19 protein-coding genes are annotated in these 21,635 nt (G+C 53.7%); 10 read left to right on the top strand and 9 right to left on the bottom strand.

Annotation, left to right across the window (positions count from 1 at the left end; all coding sequences use genetic code 11):
- Positions 1-7 precede the first annotated feature (7 nt).
- Positions 8-2,674, bottom strand: a complete 2,667-nt coding sequence (gene aceE / locus C7433_RS06800) for a pyruvate dehydrogenase (acetyl-transferring), homodimeric type (protein WP_033740274.1) — start codon at positions 2,672-2,674, stop codon at positions 8-10.
- Positions 2,675-2,776: 102 nt separating this feature from the next.
- A complete protein-coding gene (gene pdhR / locus C7433_RS06805) occupies positions 2,777-3,541 on the bottom strand; it encodes a pyruvate dehydrogenase complex transcriptional repressor PdhR (protein ID WP_033740273.1) in 765 nt (254 codons plus the stop codon).
- Positions 3,542-4,052: 511 nt separating this feature from the next.
- On the opposite strand from pdhR, the gene aroP reads away from it, so the two are divergent.
- From aroP to C7433_RS06820, 3 genes are all read left to right on the top strand, one after another.
- Entirely contained in the window at positions 4,053-5,408 is a 1,356-nt protein-coding gene (gene aroP, locus C7433_RS06810; RefSeq protein ID WP_039338716.1) for an aromatic amino acid transporter AroP, read from the top strand.
- Positions 5,409-5,582: 174 nt separating this feature from the next.
- Positions 5,583-6,977 carry a glycoside-pentoside-hexuronide (GPH):cation symporter gene (locus tag C7433_RS06815; RefSeq protein ID WP_110267846.1) on the top strand — a complete coding sequence of 465 codons (1,395 nt, stop codon included), beginning with the start codon at positions 5,583-5,585 and terminating at the stop codon, positions 6,975-6,977.
- Positions 6,974-7,933, top strand: a complete 960-nt coding sequence (locus C7433_RS06820) for a family 43 glycosylhydrolase (protein WP_054634492.1) — start codon at positions 6,974-6,976, stop codon at positions 7,931-7,933. Before C7433_RS06815 ends, C7433_RS06820 begins: the two co-directional genes overlap by 4 nt.
- On the opposite strand, the gene ampE is transcribed toward C7433_RS06820, so the two are convergent.
- Positions 7,915-8,769: a beta-lactamase regulator AmpE gene (ampE, locus tag C7433_RS06825; protein WP_006117697.1), complete on the bottom strand. Its 855-nt coding sequence runs from the start codon at positions 8,767-8,769 to the stop codon at positions 7,915-7,917. The genes C7433_RS06820 and ampE overlap by 19 nt on opposite strands.
- A gap of 2 nt (positions 8,770-8,771) precedes the next feature.
- Complete coding sequence (ampD, locus tag C7433_RS06830; protein WP_006117696.1) at positions 8,772-9,326, bottom strand: 1,6-anhydro-N-acetylmuramyl-L-alanine amidase AmpD; 555 nt, start codon at positions 9,324-9,326, stop codon at positions 8,772-8,774.
- A 200-nt stretch (positions 9,327-9,526) separates the two neighbouring features.
- On the opposite strand from ampD, the gene nadC reads away from it, so the two are divergent.
- From nadC to hofC, 4 genes are all read left to right on the top strand, one after another.
- Positions 9,527-10,423, top strand: a complete 897-nt coding sequence (gene nadC / locus C7433_RS06835) for a carboxylating nicotinate-nucleotide diphosphorylase (protein WP_110267847.1) — start codon at positions 9,527-9,529, stop codon at positions 10,421-10,423.
- 174 nt (positions 10,424-10,597) lie between these two features.
- Positions 10,598-11,047 carry a prepilin peptidase-dependent pilin gene (ppdD, locus tag C7433_RS06840; protein ID WP_006117693.1) on the top strand — a complete coding sequence of 150 codons (450 nt, stop codon included), beginning with the start codon at positions 10,598-10,600 and terminating at the stop codon, positions 11,045-11,047.
- Complete coding sequence (gene gspE / locus C7433_RS06845; protein ID WP_054688150.1) at positions 11,040-12,422, top strand: type II secretion system protein GspE; 1,383 nt, start codon at positions 11,040-11,042, stop codon at positions 12,420-12,422. Before ppdD ends, gspE begins: the two co-directional genes overlap by 8 nt.
- Complete coding sequence (hofC, locus tag C7433_RS06850) at positions 12,419-13,618, top strand: protein transport protein HofC (RefSeq protein ID WP_110267848.1); 1,200 nt, start codon at positions 12,419-12,421, stop codon at positions 13,616-13,618. Before gspE ends, hofC begins: the two co-directional genes overlap by 4 nt.
- 39 nt (positions 13,619-13,657) lie before the next feature.
- On the opposite strand, the gene C7433_RS06855 is transcribed toward hofC, so the two are convergent.
- The gene (locus tag C7433_RS06855; protein ID WP_058709137.1) at positions 13,658-14,698 is read right to left on the bottom strand and encodes a GMP reductase; all 1,041 of its coding nucleotides are present in this window, start codon (positions 14,696-14,698) and stop codon (positions 13,658-13,660) included.
- A 226-nt stretch (positions 14,699-14,924) separates the two neighbouring features.
- Between C7433_RS06855 and coaE the strand changes: the two genes are divergently transcribed.
- From coaE to yacG, 3 genes are read left to right on the top strand one after another with little or no spacing between them, the layout of a single operon-like run.
- The gene (coaE, locus tag C7433_RS06860) at positions 14,925-15,542 is read left to right on the top strand and encodes a dephospho-CoA kinase (protein WP_006117689.1); all 618 of its coding nucleotides are present in this window, start codon (positions 14,925-14,927) and stop codon (positions 15,540-15,542) included.
- 3 nt (positions 15,543-15,545) lie between these two features.
- A complete protein-coding gene (gene zapD, locus C7433_RS06865; RefSeq protein ID WP_006117688.1) occupies positions 15,546-16,289 on the top strand; it encodes a cell division protein ZapD in 744 nt (247 codons plus the stop codon).
- 8 nt (positions 16,290-16,297) lie between these two features.
- Positions 16,298-16,495: a DNA gyrase inhibitor YacG gene (gene yacG / locus C7433_RS06870; RefSeq protein WP_006117687.1), complete on the top strand. Its 198-nt coding sequence runs from the start codon at positions 16,298-16,300 to the stop codon at positions 16,493-16,495.
- A 31-nt stretch (positions 16,496-16,526) separates the two neighbouring features.
- Here the strand turns inward: yacG and mutT are convergent, their stop codons facing one another.
- From mutT to lpxC, 4 genes are all read right to left on the bottom strand, one after another.
- Complete coding sequence (mutT, locus tag C7433_RS06875; protein WP_006117686.1) at positions 16,527-16,922, bottom strand: 8-oxo-dGTP diphosphatase MutT; 396 nt, start codon at positions 16,920-16,922, stop codon at positions 16,527-16,529.
- A gap of 133 nt (positions 16,923-17,055) precedes the next feature.
- Positions 17,056-19,761, bottom strand: coding sequence for a preprotein translocase subunit SecA (gene secA / locus C7433_RS06880; RefSeq protein ID WP_033740260.1), 2,706 nt, complete (start codon positions 19,759-19,761; stop codon positions 17,056-17,058).
- A 67-nt stretch (positions 19,762-19,828) separates the two neighbouring features.
- Positions 19,829-20,335, bottom strand: a complete 507-nt coding sequence (gene secM / locus C7433_RS06885) for a secA translation cis-regulator SecM (RefSeq protein ID WP_233255760.1) — start codon at positions 20,333-20,335, stop codon at positions 19,829-19,831.
- Positions 20,336-20,625: 290 nt separating this feature from the next.
- A complete protein-coding gene (gene lpxC, locus C7433_RS06890; RefSeq protein WP_033740259.1) occupies positions 20,626-21,543 on the bottom strand; it encodes a UDP-3-O-acyl-N-acetylglucosamine deacetylase in 918 nt (305 codons plus the stop codon).
- Positions 21,544-21,635 lie beyond the last annotated feature (92 nt).

Genomic DNA, 21,635 nt, shown 5'->3' on the forward strand with positions numbered 1-21,635 from the left:
TTACCTCTTAAGCCAGACGCGGGTTAACTTTATCGGCATCGATCTTGAACTTCACGATCGCATCCGCCACGACTTTCTTATCGATTTCGCCACGTTTAGCCAGTTCACCCAGCGCGGCTACCACAACGTATGCTGCATCCACTTCAAAGTGGTGACGCAGATTTTCACGGCTGTCAGAGCGGCCAAAGCCGTCGGTGCCCAGCACACGGTAATCGCTTGAAGGCACGTAGCTGCGAACCTGCTCAGCAAACAGCTTCATGTAGTCGGTTGATGCGACAGCGGGTGCTTCGTTCATCACCTGAGCGATGTAAGGCACACGCGGCGCTTCTGTCGGATGCAGCATATTCCAGCGCTCACAATCCTGACCATCGCGGGCCAGTTCGGTGAACGAGGTGACGCTGTAAACGTCCGAACCGATGCCGTAATCAGCCGACAGGATCTGCGCGGCTTCACGCACATGGCGCAGGATAGAACCTGAACCCAACAGCTGAACTTTACCTTTGCTACCGTCTACGGTTTCCAGCTTGTAGATACCTTTACGGATACCTTCTTCGGCACCTTTCGGCATCGCTGGCATGTGGTAGTTTTCGTTCAGCGTAGTGATGTAGTAATAAATGTTTTCCTGCGCTTCACCGTACATGCGTACCAGACCGTCGTGCATGATGACAGCCACTTCGTAGGCATACGCTGGATCGTAGGAGATACAGTTTGGAATGGTCAGTGACTGAATATGGCTGTGACCATCTTCATGCTGCAGACCTTCACCATTTAGCGTAGTACGGCCTGAGGTACCGCCGACCAGGAAGCCGCGCGCCTGCTGGTCACCCGCCAGCCACATCAAATCACCAATGCGCTGGAAGCCAAACATCGAATAATAGATGTAGAACGGAATCATCGGCAGGTTGTTAGTGCTGTATGAGGTCGCCGCCGCCAGCCAGGACGATCCTGCGCCCAGCTCGTTGATCCCTTCCTGCAGAATCTGACCTTTCTCGTCTTCTTTATAGTAAGCCACCTGCTCGCGGTCCTGCGGCGTGTACTGCTGACCGTTCGGGCTGTAGATACCAATCTGACGGAACAGGCCCTCCATACCAAAGGTACGGGCTTCATCGGCAAGAATCGGCACCAGACGATCTTTAATCGACTTGTTCTTCAGCATCACATTCAGCGCACGCACAAACGCGATGGTGGTAGAGATCTCTTTGTTCTGCTCTTCCAGCAGCGCACTGAACTCTTCCAGCGCCGGCATTTCCAGCTTTTCCGTGAAGTTAGGCTGACGTGAAGGCAGGTAACCGCCTAACTTCTCGCGCTGACCATGCAGGTAGTTGTACTCTTCGGAGCCTTTCTCAAAGGTGATGTAAGGCAGCGACTCAATTTTGTCGTCTTCGACCGGCACGTTGAAACGATCACGGATATAGCGTACGCCATCCATGTTCATCTTCTTCACCTGGTGCGCGATGTTCTTGCCTTCTGCGGTGTCACCCATACCGTAACCTTTGATGGTATGAGCCAGAATCAGAACCGGCTTGCCTTTGGTGTCCTGCGCTTTTTTCAGTGCCGCGTAAATTTTCTTCGGATCGTGACCACCACGGTTCAGTGACCAAATCTCATCGTCTGACCAGTCTTTCACCAGCGCAGCGGTTTCCGGATATTTACCGAAGAAGTGCTCACGCACGTAGGCACCATCACGCGATTTAAACGTCTGGTAGTCGCCGTCGACGGTTTCGTTCATCAGTTGGATCAGTTTACCGCTGGTGTCATTGCGCAGCAGTTCATCCCAACGACCGCCCCAGATAACCTTGATCACTTCCCAGCCAGCACCGGCAAAAATGCCTTCCAGCTCGTTGATGATCTTACCGTTACCGGTGACCGGTCCATCCAGACGCTGCAGGTTACAGTTGATGATAAAGACCAGGTTATCCAGTTTTTCACGGGTCGCGATAGTGATCGCACCTTTGGATTCTGGTTCATCCATCTCGCCGTCGCCCAGGAACGCGTAAACGGTCTGGCCAGAAGTGTCTTTCAGACCACGGTGTTCCAGGTACTTCAGGAACTTAGCCTGATAGATAGCGTTGAGTGGGCCCAGGCCCATTGAAACGGTCGGGAACTGCCAGAACTCCGGCATCAGTTTTGGATGCGGATAAGAAGACAGGCCTTTACCATCGACTTCCTGACGGAAGTTATTCATCTGCTCTTCGGTCAGACGGCCTTCCAGGAAAGCACGGGCATAGATACCCGGAGAAATATGGCCCTGGAAGTACACCAGATCGCCGCCATCTTTCTCACTGCGCGCGCGGAAGAAGTGGTTAAAACACACTTCATAGATAGTGGCAGAAGACTGGAAGGAGGACATGTGGCCGCCAAGCTCCAGATCTTTCTTCGATGCGCGCAACACCGACATGATGGCGTTCCAGCGGATAGCGGATCGGATACGACGTTCAAGTGAGGTGTTGCCCGGATATTCCGGTTCATCTTCAACGGCAATAGAGTTGATATAGTTACTGATAGCGGCAGCACCGCCAGCAACTTTCACACCGCCTTTACGGGCTGCACTCAGCACCTGATCAATCAGATACTGTGCACGTTCAACACCTTCTTCACGGATGACCGATTCGATCGCCTGTAGCCAGTCACGAGTTTCAATCGGATCCACGTCATTGTGTAAACGTTCTGACATGGGGGTATTCCTTATCTGTGTCTAATACGTTGAAAAATCGGGAGCCTGTTAACGTCAGGGAGACAGGCTCGTCGCACATGTCCGCACGGTCTTTGCCGCGCGTTATTCCTTACGTTGCTGTAAACGACGTAGGGAGCGTTCTCGACGGCTCTGCTCCCGACTTCTGTCCAGCAAGATTTCCTCAATGAACGCCAGGTGACGGTGTGATGCCTCGCGTGCTTGTTCTGGCTCACGAGCCACAATCGCCTCAAAAATTCTGGCGCGGTGACCGCTCACTTTCGCCAGCATTTCCCGGCGAGAGTAGAGCAATTCAAAATTCTGTCGGACATTCTGTTCCAGCATAGGGCCCATTGATCGTAGCAAATGCAAAAGCACGACATTATGGGCCGCTTCTGTGACAGCGATCTGATACTTCATCACTGCGTCTGCTTCAGCGTCGAGATCGCCGCTGTCCTGCGCCTGTTGGATATGAAGATGACAGTCGCGAATACGCTGCAAATCTTCTTCTGTGCCACGCAGTGCCGCATAGTAAGCCGCAATGCCTTCTAAAGCGTGGCGCGTTTCCAGCAGATCAAACTGAGATTCCGGATGTTCGGCGAGTAGCTCTACGAGTGGATCGCTCATGCTCTGCCAGAGATGTTTTTGTACGAATGTTCCGCCGCCCTGACGGCGTAATAACAATCCTTTCGCTTCTAATCGCTGGATTGCCTCACGGAGAGACGGACGTGAAACATCGAATTGTTTGGCGAGTTCGCGCTCGGGGAGCAACTTCTCTCCCGGCTGCAGCGTCCCTTCCATAATGAGGGATTCCAGTTGCTGCTCAATCGCATCGGAGAGTTTGGGTTGACGAATCTTGCTATAAGCCATCTTCCCTTCTTAAAGTATGCCGGTCAAACAAAGTAAATTGGTAATACCAATTCAAAAAAGGTGCCCGTAAAGTAACAAAGTATTCACCTTGTGTCTATACGGCATCTGTGACACTTCAGTGAAGAAATGCGGGATGCGCGCGTTAAATCCAGAGATAAAAGTGGAGAATCAGGCCATACCTGGACGTTAATTTTTTTAACCTTTACCAAAAATTACACAGCATGTATGACTAAACCGATTTAGCCATCAGCGCCTGGTCAGCGCGGTTTGCTGCCGTTTTTCTCATCGGGGGTTAATAAGACGGCAGACCGTTTGATTCTTTTTAAGCCAACTCGTACCGGGGCTGGCGAAAGCAGGTGCAAAGCCCTGCGCTTATCACTATTCTGTTGGTCAGGTTACAGCTGGCGGCATTACGCAAGTCTGACACCTTAAAAACATCATTCTTAAGTGTATTTAATTCTTTACAGTCAGCACATTCTGAAGCGAAGAATAACAACATCATGAGGTGTGTATGGAACAACAGCACGGTGAATCGCTGAAGCGCGGTTTAAAAAATCGCCATATACAGTTGATCGCCTTGGGCGGTGCAGTGGGAACCGGCCTGTTTCTGGGCAGCGCGTCGGTCATCAAATCCGCAGGTCCCGCCGTTATTTTAGGCTATGCGATTGCCGGGTTTATCGCCTTTCTTATCATGCGTCAGTTGGGTGAAATGGTGGTCGAGGAGCCCGTTGCCGGGAGCTTCAGCCACTTTGCCTATAAATACTGGGGAAATTTTGCCGGTTTCGCCTCTGGCTGGAACTACTGGGTGCTGTATGTGCTGGTCGCCATGGCGGAGCTGAGTGCCGTCGGTAAATACATTCAGTTCTGGGCGCCCGATTTTCCCACCTGGGCATCAGCCGCTATCTTCTTCGTGCTGATTAATGCCATTAACCTGACGAACGTTAAAGTGTTTGGTGAAATGGAGTTCTGGTTTGCCATTATTAAAGTTATCGCGGTGATTGCGATGATCCTGTTTGGCGGCTGGTTACTGTTCAGTGGTACCGGTGGGCCGCAGGCAACCGTGCGTAACCTGTGGGAACACGGCGGCTTTATGCCGAATGGCCTCGGTGGGCTGGTGATGGTTATGGCGATTATCATGTTCTCCTTTGGCGGTCTGGAACTGGTCGGGATTACGGCGGCAGAAGCGGACAATCCTGAAACCACGATTCCAAAAGCCACCAACCAGGTGTTGTGGCGTATCCTGATTTTCTATATCGGCTCGCTGGCAGTGCTGCTGTCATTAATGCCGTGGACGCGCGTGACTGAAGATACCAGCCCCTTTGTGTTTATCTTCCACGAACTGGGCGATGCCATGGTTGCCAATGCGCTGAACGTGGTGATCCTCACCGCCGCACTGTCGGTCTATAACAGCTGCGTTTACTGTAACAGCCGCATGTTGTTTGGTCTGGCACAGCAGGGGAATGCGCCAAAAGCGCTGCTGAACGTGGACCGCCGCGGTGTGCCCGTGATGAGTATTCTGGTGTCAGCCGTCGCCACCGCGCTGTGCGTGCTGCTGAACTTCCTGATGCCGGGCGAGGCGTTTGGTCTGCTGATGTCGCTGGTCGTGTCTGCGCTGGTCATCAACTGGGCGATGATTAGCCTGGCGCACCTGAAATTCCGTAAAAAGAAAAACCAGCAGGGCGTTACCACCCGTTTCAAAGCGGTACTGTACCCTCTGGGTAACTGGGTTTGCCTGATCTTCCTGGCTGGCATCCTGGTCCTGATGGCGATGACGCCAGGCATGGCCATTTCCGTATGGCTCATTCCTGTCTGGCTGATCATCCTGGCTATTGGCTATTTCATCAAGAATAAGACGCAAAAAGCCTGACGGCATTGCCAGCCCGCCGACAGAAAACGGCGGGCTGGCTCGGTAAACCCGACCCTGCTCACACTTCTCCTTGCACGGCTGTTTTGTCCATCATCCCAACAATTTCTTGCCGCGTCGCCTGTGGATTAAACATTAATAATCCTTTTATGTTTAATTCCTCTGCAGGTTACAACAATGACAGATAACCCCCTCTCATTCAGAGAAAAGCTGGGCTATGGCATGGGTGATGCGGGGTGCAACATGATCGGTGGCGCTGTCATGCTGTTCCTCAGCTATTTCTATACCGACGTTTTTGGCTTAGCACCGGCCTTAGTGGGCGTGCTGTTACTCTCGGTGCGCATTCTGGATGCCATCACCGACCCGATAATGGGCGCGATAGCTGACCGTACCAAAAGCCGCTGGGGACGTTTCCGTCCCTGGTTACTGTGGGTGTCAGTGCCCTACGTTATATTCAGTGTACTGATGTTTACCACGCCAGACTGGAGCTATCCCAGCAAGGTCATCTGGGCCTTTACCACCTACTTTTTCATGTCCCTGGCCTATACCGCCATTAATATCCCCTACTGCTCGCTGGGTGGCGTCATGACTAACGATCCCGGTGAGCGTGTCTCCTGCCAGTCGTACCGGTTTGTCATGGTCGGCATTGCCACCCTGATTCTGTCACTGTCGTTGCTGCCGATGGCGGAATGGTTTGGCGGTGAGAACAAGGCGCGGGGTTATCAGATGGCGATGGCTGTGCTGGCCCTGGTGGGACTGGCAATGTTTCTGTTCTGCTTCGCCACCGTGCGGGAACGTATTCAGCCTGCCGTCCCTACTCATGATGATCTGAAAAACGATTTGCGTGATGTGTGGAAGAACGATCAGTGGGTGCGCATCTTGCTGTTGACACTTTGCAATGTCTGCCCGGGTTTTATTCGTATGGCAGCAACCCTGTATTACGTGACCTGGGTCATGGGACAAACGGCGCACTTTGCCACGCTGTTTATCAGCCTGGGGGTGGTTGGCATGATGCTGGGTAGCACGCTGGCAAAAGTCCTCACCGACCGCTGGTGTAAGTTGAAAGTCTTTTTCTGGACCAATATCGCCCTTGCCCTGTTCTCCTGCGGTTTCTACTGGCTTGATCCCCACGCCACCGTGACAGTCGTTATCGCTTACTTTCTGCTGAATGTCCTTCATCAAATTCCCTCCCCTTTACACTGGTCTTTGATGGCGGATGTGGACGATTACGGTGAATGGAAAACCGGTAAGCGTATTACCGGCATCAGCTTTTCAGGCAATCTGTTCTTTCTCAAGGTCGGACTGGCCGTCGCGGGGGCGATGGTCGGTTTTCTGCTCTCGGCTTACGGTTATGATGCGGGTGCGAAACAGCAATCGGCTCACGCGCTCAACGGCATTGTCCTGCTGTTTACCGTTATCCCCGGGGCTGGCTATTTGATTACCGCGGGCGTGGTGCGACTGATGAAAGTGGATCGCACATTAATGCAAACCATTCAACGCGATCTTGCCCTCCGCCAGATTCAGGCGCACGAAAAACACCCTACCGAGCTTCCGACTGGAGAGTTGAAATGAGCGAAAACTGGCCCAACCCCTTTATTGAACGGCGCGCCGATCCGTTTATCCTGCGCCACGGAGAACACTATTACTTTATTGCTTCCGTACCGGAATATGATCGTCTTGAGCTACGTCGTGCCAGCACGCTAACGGCCTTACGCACCGCGACACCGGTCGTGGTCTGGCGTAAACCCGATATTGGGCCGTTCAGTGAGCTGATCTGGGCACCGGAGTTGCATCGTATTGCAGAACACTGGGTTATCTATTTTGCCGCAGCGCCTTCGCGCGATATCAAAGATGGCTTGTTTCAGCACCGGATGTACGCGCTGGTGTGCAACGATGACGACCCGCTCAGTGGCCACTGGCAGCCCCCGCGCCAGGTGTTAAGTCATCTCGACAGTTTTGCGCTGGATGCCACCCACTTTGTTCACCAGGGGAAAAACTGGTACTTATGGGCGCAGAAAGATCCTGCAATTCCAGGGAATTCCAACCTCTATCTGGCTGAATTGCGTAATCCATGGACGCTCAAAGGCAAACCGGTGATGCTGAGCCGTCCGGAATATGAATGGGAGTGCGCGGGGTTTAGCGTCAACGAAGGCGCGGCCGCGATAGTGCATGGTGACTGGCTGTTTATTACCTATTCTGCCAGCGCAACGGATGAAAACTACTGCATGGGCCTGCTTTCCATTCCGCGTGATGCCGATCCGCTGAACGCGATGGCCTGGCAGAAATCAGCGCGTCCGGTCTTTGCAACCAGTTGGGAAAACCGCCAGTATGGACCGGGACACAGTTGTTTTACTCAGGATGAGGACGGGCGCGATCTGCTGGTCTATCACGCACGCAATTATACAGAAATTGAGGGCGATCCCCTTTGGGACGGTAATCGCCATACGCGTCTGAAATATTTTCACTGGCGTGAGGATGGCACACCCGACTTCGGGGTTCCCCCTGCCGACTACACCAACGTGCCGTAAATGGTCAGCAACGCCACAACCACCACCAGCACCAGCGAAATGCGCTTCGCCAGCGCCACGGCGACACGTGGCGTTGCGACCTTATCGCTGTGCGGATCGCGAGCCAGCGAAAACTGCGCCAGCGTGGTTAAAACCTGGTACTGCGAGTGGTGCCTGTCCGTCAGCGAGGCAAACCAGGCAGGCAAGGCTTTCTCACCGTGCCCCAGCAGCGCATAGGCAACGCCCGCCAGCCGCACCGGGAGCCAGTCAACCACATGCAGAATGCTGTCCACGCCAGACTGAGAGCGGGCCATGGGCGTGCAGTGTTTTGCCAGCCAGCTTTGCCAGGCGCGTAAAAACGCATACCCCACGAGTAACACCGGTCCCCAGGCACCGCCCACCACGAACCAAAACATCGGTGCCAGATAGAAACGGAAGTTAATCCAGATGAGCGCATTCTGAAGCTCACGAAGGAATTCGCGTTCGCTGCACTCAACAGGCACACCGTGGATCAGGGTTAACTCTGCCGCCATGGCCTGATGTGCCGCGGCGTCATCACGACTCGCCGCCTGCAAATACGTATGATAGTGCTGACGCACCACACCCGCTCCGATGCACAGTAACCCCACCACGATCCAGAACAGAAGCTGAGGAATACCAAACAAAATGCCTTTCAGGCTCCCGACCACCAGCGCGGTCAGGCCCATCGCGATAATCAGCATCAGCAGTGTGCGCATCACCGAAAAGTGCTGACGGCGACGAAACACAGGCTCCAGCCGGTGATCCAGTTGCCAGTGCTCCCCCAGCTTAAACAGCCGTTCCCAACCTAAAACCAGTAACAAGGTAAATAACGTCATAGTTACTCCAATTTTTGTTGCTGTAACCGCTGTTTAAAATCGTCCCAGTCAAACGCCGGGCCGGGATCGGTTTTCCGTCCCGGTGCAATATCACTGTGGCCGGTAATGCGCGCAGGCGTTAACGGATAATGGGCTAACAACGTCTGCGTGACCTGATGCAGAGCGGCGTATTGTGCCTCGGTATAAGGTTCAATATCCGTGCCCTCCAGTTCAATGCCAATTGAAAAGTCGTTGCAGTTTTCCCGCCCCTCAAACTGCGAGATGCCAGCGTGCCAGGCACGTTTATCAAAAGGGACATATTGCACGATTTCGCCATCACGTCGGATAAGGCAGTGCGCCGCAACGCGCAAATGAGCAATCTCAGCAAAGTAGGGATGCGCGTCGGCAGGCAGCGTGCCGGTGAACAGTTTATCAATCCACGGGCCGCCGAATTCACCGGGCGGCAGGCTGATATTGTGAATGACCAAAAGGGATGGCGCTTCGTTATGCGGCCGATCATTACAATGGGGGGACGGCACCTGTCGCACACCGGACAGCCAACCTTTTTCTACTTTCATGCTGGATTCTCTTCGCAGGACCGGTTTGAGAATAGCATGAATTTTAAGGGATTATTGCGTCAAAATGCGTTGCACTATCGGGCTGATAAACGCACATGTTAAGTATACTAAACAAAAAGTGACTAAGGACTGGTGCCTTCGCGCTATTCAGGCTATGGTAATCGCCTCTGTTAGCTGACATTTACTGGAGCGGAACGCGTATGTCTGTGCGTCGCTATGATCCTGACAGTCGCCATCAGGCGCTGCTTGAACGTATTGAAAATGATATCCCCGAAGCCGTTGAACGCGCATTAAAGGAAGATCTCGGCGGTGAGACAGAGAGCGACCGCGACATTACCGCGCAGCTCCTGCCAGCCGACAGTCGGGCACATGCTCAGGTTATTACCCGTGAAGTCGGTGTTTTTTGTGGTAAACGCTGGGTCGAAGAGGTGTTTAACCAGCTAGGCGCGCACACCGCCCTGACATGGCATGTGGAAGATGGACAACATGTTATCCCGGATCAACCCCTGTTTGAGGTTGACGGGCCAGCCCGCCTGTTGCTGACGGCCGAACGCACCGCATTGAATTTTGTGCAAACCTTGTCCGGCGTCGCCACGGAAGTCAGCCGCTATGTCGCGCTGCTGGAAGGCACACAGACACAGCTTCTGGATACACGCAAAACATTGCCAGGCTTGCGAACAGCGCTGAAATACGCCGTGCTGTGCGGTGGCGGCAGTAATCATCGCCTCGGCCTGTCCGATGCGTTTCTGATTAAAGAAAACCATATTATCGCCAGCGGCTCAATTCGTCAGGCCGTCGAAAAAGCCTTTTGGCTTTATCCGGATGTCCCTGTGGAAGTCGAAGTTGAATCGCTGAAAGAGCTGGAAGAGGCACTGGCTGCGGCGGCCGACATCATCATGCTGGACAATTTTTCCCTTCAGGCGATGCGCGAGGCGGTGAAGATCACGGCTGGTCGTGCGCTACTGGAGGTGTCAGGCAACGTCACCGAAACGACGATTCGGGACATCGCCGAGACCGGTGTGGATTATGTCTCTGTCGGCGCGCTGACCAAGCATGTGCGTGCTCTGGATCTGTCGATGCGCTTTCAGGCGCAATAATCTCTGTTGCCGTGCCGCCGGCACGGCCTGTTTTGTGCACCAGCATCCAGTGACGTAGTCCTGTTCCTGTAACCCTCCAGATTTATTGCCTGCCCTTTTCCACTCTCCGGGTTTCCTGCTGTTATTACCCACAGCGTCTTCCTAGACTGCGGCCTTCTTACTCAGGAGGCAAATATGCACTATCAACAAGGATTCACGTTAGTTGAATTAATGATTGTGGTCGGCATCGTGGCGATCCTCAGCGCTATCGGGCTGCCTGCCTATCAAAATTATCTGCAGCGCGCCGCGCTGACCGACATGCTGCAAACCATGGTGCCCTTTAAGACGGCCGTTGAGCTTTGCGCGATTGAACGCGGCGGGCCTGAACAGTGTCAGGCCGGGCAACGCGGTATTCCGCAGGGCACAACATCACGTTACGTGTCGGCGATCACCGTGGTCAACGGCATGATTACCCTGACCGGGCAGGAGAGCCTGAATGGATTAAGCGTAGAAATGCTGCCCGTCTGGGACAGTAACGAAGGCACGCTCGTCTGGCAGCGTACCTGTACCAGCACTAACACCACGTTACGTGACAACTGTCAGGAACAATTCCGCTTTGACAGTCGTGGGGGCACAAATGAGTAAACCCGACGATGCGATAGCGCTGATCTGTCAGCGCTATCGCGCCATCATCCTCGACCACAACGCGACGCATTTACGTCTTGCTGTCGCTGAGCAGGTTCCGCCAGGACTGGCCGAAGCCCTGCAATTTGCCAGCCCGTGTCAGATCGCTATTGAGTGCTGGCCGCAGGCCCGGCTCGAACAGGCTGAAGCGATGCATAGCCCCTTGTGTGCTAAAGAGGGTGCCGCCACAGAATCGGCAATCGATACCGCCAGCCAGCTTCTGCATCAGGCCGCACAGCGGCGGGCCTCAGACATCCATATTGAGCCTTATCAGCACAGCCTGCGTATTCGTCTGCGCATTGACGGCGTGTTGCATCCCCTGCCCCTGCAACGGGACATACAGCCAGCGGCTCTGCTGGCGCGGCTTAAAATTTTGGCCGGACTGGATATTGCCGAACGTCGTCTGCCACAGGACGGTCAGTTCAGCCATGAGATTGACGGTCAGGTCGCTTCCTTTCGGCTCTCAACGTTGCTGACGCAGGGCGGAGAGAAAGCCGTCGTACGTTTGCTGCAGCGGGAAGGCGCTACACTGTCCCTGGACTCGCTGGGCTTACCCGCGGCACCGCTGCGCCTGCTCAAGGCTGCGCTGGCACAGCCCCAGGGCCTGATTCTGGTCACGGGCCCAACCGGCAGTGGAAAAACGTTTACCCTTTACAGCGGACTGAGCGCGATTAATCAGCCCGGAAAGAACATTTGCAGTGTGGAAGATCCCATTGAGATCCCTTTGCCGGGCATCAATCAGACGCAAATTAATCCAAAGTATGGGCTCGATTTTAATCGTGTGTTACGCGCGCTGCTTCGCCAGGATCCGGATGTCATCATGATAGGCGAAATACGGGACGGCGAGACCGCTGAAATTGCCGTAAAAGCCGCGCAAACCGGTCATCTTGTCCTCTCGACTTTGCACACTAACTCAACGGCTGAAACGCTAACGCGCTTACGCCAGATGGGCATTCCTGGTTATTTACTGGGCTCAGCGTTGCGCCTGATTATTGCTCAGCGCCTGGTCAGACGCCTGTGTCCGCACTGTCGTGAACCTGCACAGGCCGTGGCACATCTCCCGGCGTCAGTCTGGCCAGGCACGTTACAAACCTGGCGGGCACCGGGTTGCGATCACTGCTTTTCGGGTTATTTTGGCCGTCTGGCTTTATTCGAACTCCTGCCCGTTACAGCCAAACTGCAAAATGCTATCGCCGCCGAAATGCCTCTGGAGGAGGTATTGGCGCTGGCAAAACAGCAAGGGATGCGCACGCTACAGGCTTCGGGGCTGGACGCTGTCAGCCGCGGCGAAACCTCTCTGGAGGAGATGCAGCGCGTTATTGGGCTCGAATCATGACGCACCTTTTTCTTTATCGCTGGTATGCCGTAGATACACAGGGCAGACTGCAAACGGGTTATCATCTGGCCCCCGACAGTGAGACGCTGTCTGACGATCTTTCGCGCCGGCACTTAGTGCCGGTGAGCGAGAAACGGGAAAAAATGATGCGCCGACGTGACTGGCGGTCACAGCATAAAATTGATTTCATTCGCCAGCTCGCCACCCTGCTAAAGGCGGGCCTTCCTTTATCGCAAAGCCTTGATCTGCTGGCATCAGGTCACCCGCATGCCGCCTGGCGGGCGTTGATGCAGGCCTTACAGCATCACGTCTTGCGTGGCGAGCCATTTTCGCAGGCATTACGCCAGTGGCCAGAGGTTTTTCCGCCACTTTTCGCTGCGCTAATGGCGGTCGGCGAGCTGACCGGTCAGTTGGATATCTGCTGCGAACAACTGGCGCAGCAACAAACACGTCAGCAGCATTTGCGCGCTAAGGTTCTGAAAGCCCTGCGTTATCCCCTGTTTATTCTGTTCGTGGCGTTGGCCGTCACCTGCGGTATGTTGCTGTTTGTCTTGCCGGAGTTTGTTTCCGTCTATGCCTCGTTTGACGCGCCTTTACCCGCCTTCACCGCCGCCGTTATCACCCTGTCCGACGGATTACAGGCGGGCGGATTGCCGCTAATCGGGGGCATTGCCCTGCTGGCGACGGGCTGGTACCACGCGCGGCGGCGCTCTGAAAACTGGCAGCGCTGTGAGCAACGCGCCCTGCTGCGTGTGCCGGTTATCGCCGGGCTATGGCAGGGTAGTCAACTGACGCAAATCTACAGTGTGTTGCAACTGACCCAGCAGGCAGGATTAACCCTGCTCCAGGGACTTGATGCGGCCTGTGTCACGTTGTCATCGCGGCTGTGGCAGGATACCATCAGGGCTATTCAGCAGCACATTGCGCAAGGCAATCCTCTGCACCAGGCGTTGCACATGCATCCCCTGTTTACGCCACTTTGTCGTCAGTTGATTCGTGTGGGCGAAGAGTCAGGCGCACTGGATGTGATGCTGGCGCGTCTGGCTGAATGGCATGAAAGAGAAACGCTGACGCGGGCTGATAATCTGGCCGCCTCGCTGGAACCCGTGATGATGGTTGTGATTGGCGGCATTGTCGGCACACTGGTGATCGCCATGTATCTGCCTGTGTTTGGGCTAGGTGAGGCCATGCAGTAAAGGTGCTCCGTTCCTTTACTGCATGCTGAGCAGGCAGGGTTAACGGGAAAAGATGCGGTTTTCCTGCTCGGCCACCCGAATAAACGTGGTGCGCTTGGTTAACTCTTTTAGCCGCTCAGCTCCCACATAGGTGCAGGCAGAACGAAGCCCGCCGAGAATATCGCGAAGGGTTTCTTCTACCGGCCCGCGCAAGGGGAGTTTCACTGTCTTCCCTTCTGCCGCACGATATTCCGCCACGCTTCCCGCATGACGTTTCATTGCGGATTCTGAGCTCATGCCGTAAAACAGCATAAACCGCTCGCCGTTTTCTTCTGTAATTCGGCCTTCGCACTCATCATGTGCCGCCAGCATACCGCCCAGCATGACAAAATCCGCGCCGCCACCAAACGCTTTGGCGATATCACCCGGCACAGCGCATCCGCCATCGCTGACGATTTGCCCACTCAGGCCGTGCGCCGCATCGGCGCACTCAATCACGGCAGAGAGCTGCGGATATCCCACGCCGGTTTTGACGCGCGTGGTGCAGACTGAGCCCGGTCCAATCCCCACCTTCACGATATCGGCTCCGGACAGGATTAGCTCTTCGACCATTTCCCCCGTGACGACGTTACCCGCACAAATCGTTTTGCCCGGGAAGATCTCACGCGCACGCTTCAGGAAATCGACAAAGTGCTCAGAATAACCATTGGCAACGTCAATACAGATGAACTGCAGGTCATCGCAAATGGCCATGACCGCGATAAGTTTGGTGAGATCGGCGTCTGAGGTGCCGGTAGATACCATCACATATTTCAGTACTGATGCCGGTACGCGTTGAACAAACGTCCGCCAGTCTTCCACACTGTAGTGTTTGTGTACGGCTGTTAAGACATTGAAACTGGCCAGCGCCTCGGCCATTGAAAAAGTCCCCACCGTATCCATGTTGGCCGCGATAACAGGTACGCCGCGCCAGTCCAGGCCGGAGTGTTTGAACGTAAAGCTGCGATCCAGTTCGACCTGAGATCGGCTTTTCAGCGTGGAGCGCTTTGGACGAATCAGTACGTCTTTAAAGCCCAGTTTCAAATCTTCTTCAATGCGCATACATAGTGTCCTGGTAAGAGGTTATTCATCGCCATGAAGGGCGTTATCACAAAGCCAGTCACCTCATGATACGCGCCATTTGCACCGCAACAAGAGTGCGAATTTCACTTTATTTACGCTACAATCCATCAGATTCGACGGCGTCTTTCTAACGAAATCGGACGCGCAACATGATCGTGTCGTAACGCTTTGGCTTACCTGTGACTGAACGACTAAGAGAGTGAGAGTGAGAGATACGCCCTACACGGTGGCGCTGACCGGTGGCATTGGCAGCGGCAAGAGCACTATTGCCGCGTACTTTGCTGCAGAAGGCGTGACGATCATTGACGCTGATGTCATTGCCCGCGAGGTCGTCGAGCCGGGCACGCCTGCTCTGCAGGCGATTGTTGCACGCTATGGTGACAGTATTCTGACCGATCAGGGAACACTGCAACGTGCGCGCTTAAGAGAGATTATTTTTGCGGCACCTGATGAAAAAAACTGGCTAAACGCGCTGCTTCATCCCCTGATTAACGCCCGCACACAGCAGCTTAAAGCGCAGGCGACCTCACCTTATGTCCTGTGGGTCGTGCCGTTGCTGGTTGAAAACCAGCTCCAGCATCAGGCCGATCGGGTTTTGGTTATCGACACCGATGAAGAAACACAGCTGAAACGTACGCTCGCACGCGACAACGTTTCTCCTGAGCAGGCTAAACGCATTCTTGCGGCACAGGCGACGCGCCAACAGCGCCTCGCCTGTGCCGATGATATTATTGATAACAGTGGCGCGCCTGAAAATGCGCTACCCCAGGTTGCCAGACTTCATCAGCGTTATCTGAAGCTTGCGGCAGCGAAACAGGATTAATCCATGAGTACAGTCGTTCTGTTTGAACATCCACTGAATGAAAAAATGCGCACCTGGCTGCGTGTCGAATTCCTGATCGATCAGTTGCATCAGGTTACGCCATTGGAAAATACCGCCACGGCACTGACTTTTTTTCGTCTGATCGGCGAACTGCTGGATATCTTTGAACGCGGCGACATGCGCACCGAGTTGCTGAAAGAGCTTGAGCGTCAGCAAACCAAACTGCGCGCGTGGGCGGATGTGCCCGGCGTGGATATGTCCGTGGTGGATGCATTACGCGACAAACTAAAAGCACAATCTGTTCTGCTTAACAGTGCACCGCGTATGGGGCAGCAACTGAGGGAAGATCGTCTGATTGCTCTGGTTCGTCAGCGGCTCAGTATTCCGGGCGGGTGCTGCAGTTTCGATCTGCCTGGTCTGCACATCTGGCTGCATCTGCCGCAGACAACACGTGATGCGCAGGTTACAAGCTGGATGGAAACCCTGATACCGCTGCACAGCACACTGGCCATGTTGCTCGATTTAATCCGTCAGTCGGGCACTTACCGTTTACAAACCAGTCTGAACGGTTTTTATCAGGATAATGCCGAAGGCGCCGATCTTCTGCGTCTGCAACTGGACATAGAGGACGCACTTTATCCTCAGGTATCCGGTCATAAGAGCCGTTTTGCGATACGTTTTATGCCACTGGACAGTGAGCGCGGTGAAGTCCCCGCGCGCCTCAACTTCCAACTGGCCTGTTGTTAGAGGTGAACATGCAGGAAGAAATTATGACCGTTAACTGTCCGCAGTGCGGTAAAACGGTTATCTGGGATGAACTGAGCCCGTGGCGGCCGTTTTGCAGCAAACGTTGTCAGTTAATTGACCTTGGCGAATGGGCTGCGGAAGAAAAGCGCATACCCAGCAGCGATGAGTTGAACGACAGTGACAACTGGAGTGAAGAAGAACGCTAAGTCACGCGGTGGGGCATAATGCCCCACCCTGTTACAGTTCGCCTGCCACCAGACGCGCTATCAGTTCATGATTTGCCGCCGGAAATTCTTCAGCGATCAGCGCCCGCTGTTCGACCCAACGCTGTGGCTGCCCCTCTTTGCCCCAGGGTTCACCTTTCCAGCCTTCGACCAGGAAAAAATGCAGCGTCACACGCAGATCGTCATAGGTATGATCTTTGATGCCAATGGCGCGGGCATCAGTCACCTCAATGCCGGTCTCTTCGAGCAGTTCGCGCACTAAACCCTGCTCAGGGCTTTCACCCGCTTCAATTTTACCGCCGGGAAATTCCCACTTATTGGCCATGTAGGAGGAAGCCGCACGCTGGGCAAGAAAAATGTGTTTATCAGCATTGCGGATAATGCCGACGGCAACCTGCAGGTGCTTCATGAAGGTATCCTGAAGAGTAGGTGAATGAGCGCTGATTCTAAAACATGTTAAGCGGGTTGTTAACCGCGCCATCGTTCAGCGGACAAAAAGCCAAAAAAAAGGAGCCAGAGGCTCCTTTTCAGTCAACACGTTATCAGGCCAGGCGACCATGACACTGTTTGTATTTCTTACCTGAACCGCATGGGCAAGGATCGTTACGTCCGACTTTACGCTCGCCGCCCTGCTGGGCAAGCGACTCGGCCGCCAGCACATCTTCGCTGACATGGCTGAGATGCTGCTGCTGCGCCAGACGCTCTGCCTCTTCGCGACGTTGCTGCTCCATCGCTTCCACTTCTTCTGGCATTCGCACCTGCACCTTGCTCAGTGTGCTGATTACTTCATACTTCAGCGTTTCAAGCATGGCGGCAAACATGGCAAACGATTCACGTTTATATTCCTGCTTCGGATCTTTCTGCGCGTAGCCACGTAAGTGGATGCCCTGACGCAGATAATCCATTGCCGCCAGGTGCTCTTTCCACAGGGAGTCCAGCGTTTGCAGCATCACGCCTTTCTCAAAGTTACGCATCATCTCCGCGCCCACGATCTCTTCTTTCGCCGCATAGCTATCGGCAGCGTGTTTCATAATGCGCTCACGCAGCGTCTCTTCATGCAGGTCCGGTTCTTTATCCAGCCATTCACTGATTGGCAGATCCAGATCGAAATCGTTACGCAGGCGCTCTTCCAGTCCCGGTACGTCCCACATTTCTTCCAGTGACTGCGGTGGAATGTAGCTGTCGATAATCGATTTATAGACGTCTTCGCGAATACTGTTGATGGTATCGGAGACATCAGAAACATCCAGCAGCTCATTACGCTGGCTATAGATCGCGCGGCGTTGGTCATTCGCCACATCATCGTATTCCAGCAGTTGCTTACGAATATCGAAGTTACGGCTTTCCACTTTACGCTGTGCGTTGGCAATCGCTTTGGTTACCCACGGGTGCTCAATGGCCTCGCCCGGTTTCATTCCCAGCTTGCGCATCATGTTAGAAACACGATCAGAGGCAAAAATACGCATCAGCGCATCTTCCATTGACAGGTAGAAACGTGAAGAACCCGCGTCCCCCTGACGACCCGCACGACCGCGCAGCTGGTTGTCAATACGACGCGATTCATGGCGTTCCGTACCGACGATATGTAAGCCACCTGACGCCAGCACGGCATCATGGCGAACCTGCCAGGCCGCTTTAATCGCCTCGATCTGCTCTTCAGTCGGATCCTGCAGCTCAGCGACTTCGGCATGCCAGCTACCGCCCAGCATAATATCGGTACCACGGCCCGCCATGTTGGTGGCGATGGTTACGGCACCCGGCTGACCAGCCTGAGCAACAATATCCGCTTCGCGGGCGTGGAATTTGGCGTTCAGAACATTGTGCTTAATGCCTGCGCGTGTCAGCTCGTTTGATACAACTTCTGACTTCTCGATCGAAATCGTACCTACCAGTACCGGTTGCCCTTTCGCGGTACGTTCGCGAATATCCTCAATAATGGCATCGATCTTCTCTTTCTCTGTCATGTAGACCAGATCGGCCAGATCTTTACGCACCATCGGACGGTTGGTTGGCACAACGATGGTATCGAGCTTGTAGATGGAGCTGAACTCAAACGCTTCTGTATCAGCCGTACCCGTCATACCGGCCAGCTTTTCATAGAGGCGGAAGTAGTTCTGGAAGGTGATCGATGCCAGCGTCTGGTTTTCGTTCTGGATTTCAACGCCTTCTTTGGCTTCAACGGCCTGATGCAGACCATCAGACCAGCGACGTCCTTGCATGGTACGACCGGTATGCTCATCGACAATGATGACTTCGCCATCTTTAACGATGTAATCAACATCGCGCGTGAACAGCGCATGTGCACGCAGCGCAGCCGTCACGTGATGCATCAGCATGATATTCGTCGGTGAATAGAGGGATTCACCTTCCACCATAATGCCCTGGCTCACCAGCAGCTCTTCGACTTTCACCAGGCCGCGCTCGGTCATGTGCGCCTGACGCGCTTTCTCGTCAACCCAGAAATCGCCTTCACCCTGGAAGTGGTCAGAATCTTCTTTTTCCTGACGGATCAGGTGAGGAATGATTTTGTTCACTTTGGTATAGAGTTCAGAGCTGTCTTCTGCCGGACCTGAGATGATCAGTGGCGTTCGCGCTTCGTCAATAAGGATGGAGTCGACCTCATCCACCAGCGCATAGTGCAGTTTACGCTGTACGCGCTCTTCAGGGCTGAACGCCATATTGTCGCGCAGATAGTCGAAGCCATATTCGTTGTTCGTACCGTAAGTGATGTCCGCTGCATAGGCTTCACGTTTGGCGACGGAAGGCAGACCTGACATGTTGATACCGACACTCAGGCCAAGAAATTCAAACAACGGGCGGTTATTTTCCGCATCACGCTGGGCCAGGTAATCGTTGACGGTAACAACATGAACACCTTTACCGGTCAGGGCATTCAGGTAGGCTGGCAGCGTTGCCGTAAGCGTTTTACCTTCACCGGTACGCATCTCAGCAATACAGCGGTTGTTAAGTACCATACCGCCAATCAGCTGGACATCAAAGTGACGCATGCCAAAGACGCGTTTACTGGCTTCACGCACGGTTGCAAAGGCTTCCGGAAGTAAACTCTCCAGCGACTCGCCTTTTTTCAGGCGCTCACGGAACAGTTCCGTTTTCGCTTTCAGTTCTTCATCAGAGAGCTTTTCAAAATCCGGTTCCATCTTATTGATGATATCAACGGTTTTACGCATGCGGCGCAAAGTACGATCATTGCTGCTACCAAAAACCTTGGTTAACATTTTGATTAACATAATAAATATATTCTCAATTCAGCCGAATCGTCGGACTGCGAAATCTAAAAGGGTGTAATGAAAGTGATTAGCAGAACAATGAAGCGGGGCCAGCACGGATACCGTGCACTTTGCCATGCCAGGCTGCTCGCGTCAGGGCAGGCGCGTCAGACACAGGCAGCAGAGACAAACCAAAGGCGTCGTATGTCTGTGCTGTCTGGGAGGTCAATAAGGCATGAAGTGAATCGATTAACGCCAGCTTTTGCGCGGCCAGCGGATGTACCTGCTCTTCCGCCTGAGACTGCGGCGTCAGCGTGAAAGAGAGGTGGCGGATAACCGTGCGAATGGCATGCTGGTGCCAGTAGTCAACCGTAAAACTGGGACGTCGCGAGGCTTCCTGAAGACGAATAAGATGATCGAAACGAACGGCATTGCCGATGAACAGGCTGCTGGCTGAGGATTCGGATCCGGTGTTAAGTTCCGCTGTTTGCGCACACGCCGGCAAGCCGAGACTGGCCGCCACCATTCCCAGCAGGAAATGAGGCCAGAAATAGCGTCTACCTATTTGTCGCCAGCGTAGAAGGATTCCGATCACAATTGTTCCATTGCGCATAACAATTTCATTATTCACTGCTGTTTTCAGCAGCATGCAGCCTGTAAAAGCGCCAGAGATAGTAACACTAATGTGGCGTGCCGACACCTGCGTTTAAAGCGACAACGGAAGAAATCGCACCTGATTGTGCAGCAATTCAGCAATTGTTTGCTTTAGCATGTGAAGAGTGTCGCAACACACAGAGAGCGAAGGCGGGGCAATAAAAAACGGCCGGCGCGACTGACCGGAGAGAGTGTCAGCGCAACCAGCCGTTTTTACGTTCTGATCAGGAATTAAGCCAGAACCAGATTTGGTGCTTTAAACGCCAGCGGCAATTCAGCTTCGTCTTCGAAGGTCGCCCATTCCCAGGCTTCCTGCTTAGCCAAAACGGCCTGCAGCAGTTTGTTGTTCAATGCATGGCCCGATTTGTACGCGGTAAACGCGCCGATAATGTTATGGCCACACATAAACAGATCGCCGATAGCGTCCAGCATTTTGTGACGGACAAACTCGTCTTCAAAACGCAGACCTTCTTCATTAAGCACGCGGAAATCATCAAGGCCTATCGCACAATCTAAACTACCGCCCAGGCACAGGCCTTTAGACTGCAGATATTCGATTTCATGCATGAAGCCAAAGGTGCGTGCACGGCTAATCTGACGAACAAACGCTTCGGCAGAGAATTTCATCTGGTAACGCTGAGAGCTGGCATCGATAGCCGGGTGTTTGAAATCAATAGTGAAATCAAGCGAAAAACCGTTATACGGTTTAATTTCCGCCCATTTATCACCATCTTCAACACGCACGGTTTGCTTAACGCGCACAAACTTCTTGGCGCTGCTGAGCTGCTCGATACCTGCATCCATCAGCAGATAGATAAAAGGCGCTGCGCTGCCATCCATAATCGGGATTTCAGGTGCATCGACTTCCACAATAATGTTGTCGATGCCCAGGCCCGCCAGTGCGGCATTCAAGTGTTCAACTGTCGAAATACGCACGCCTTCATCATTCACCAGGCAGGTACTCAGCATGGTGTCGCGCACGTATTTTGCATCAGCCGGAAAATCAACCGGGGGATTCAAGTCGGTGCGACGATAGATGACCCCGGTATTAGCCGGTGCAGGGCGCAACGTCAGGCTGACTTTCTTGCCGGTATGTAAACCGACACCTGTCGCCTGAACAATACGTTTTAATGTCCTTTGTTTGATCATCGTAATTATCTCGCAATATTACTTTCCGACCGCCAGTATACGTTACCAGCGGGCGAACACTTTAGCACAAAGAGCGGGAAAACCCAATTATA

Source organism: Pantoea sp. PNA 03-3 (assembly GCF_003201175.1).
GTDB classification, from domain to species: domain Bacteria; phylum Pseudomonadota; class Gammaproteobacteria; order Enterobacterales; family Enterobacteriaceae; genus Pantoea; species Pantoea stewartii.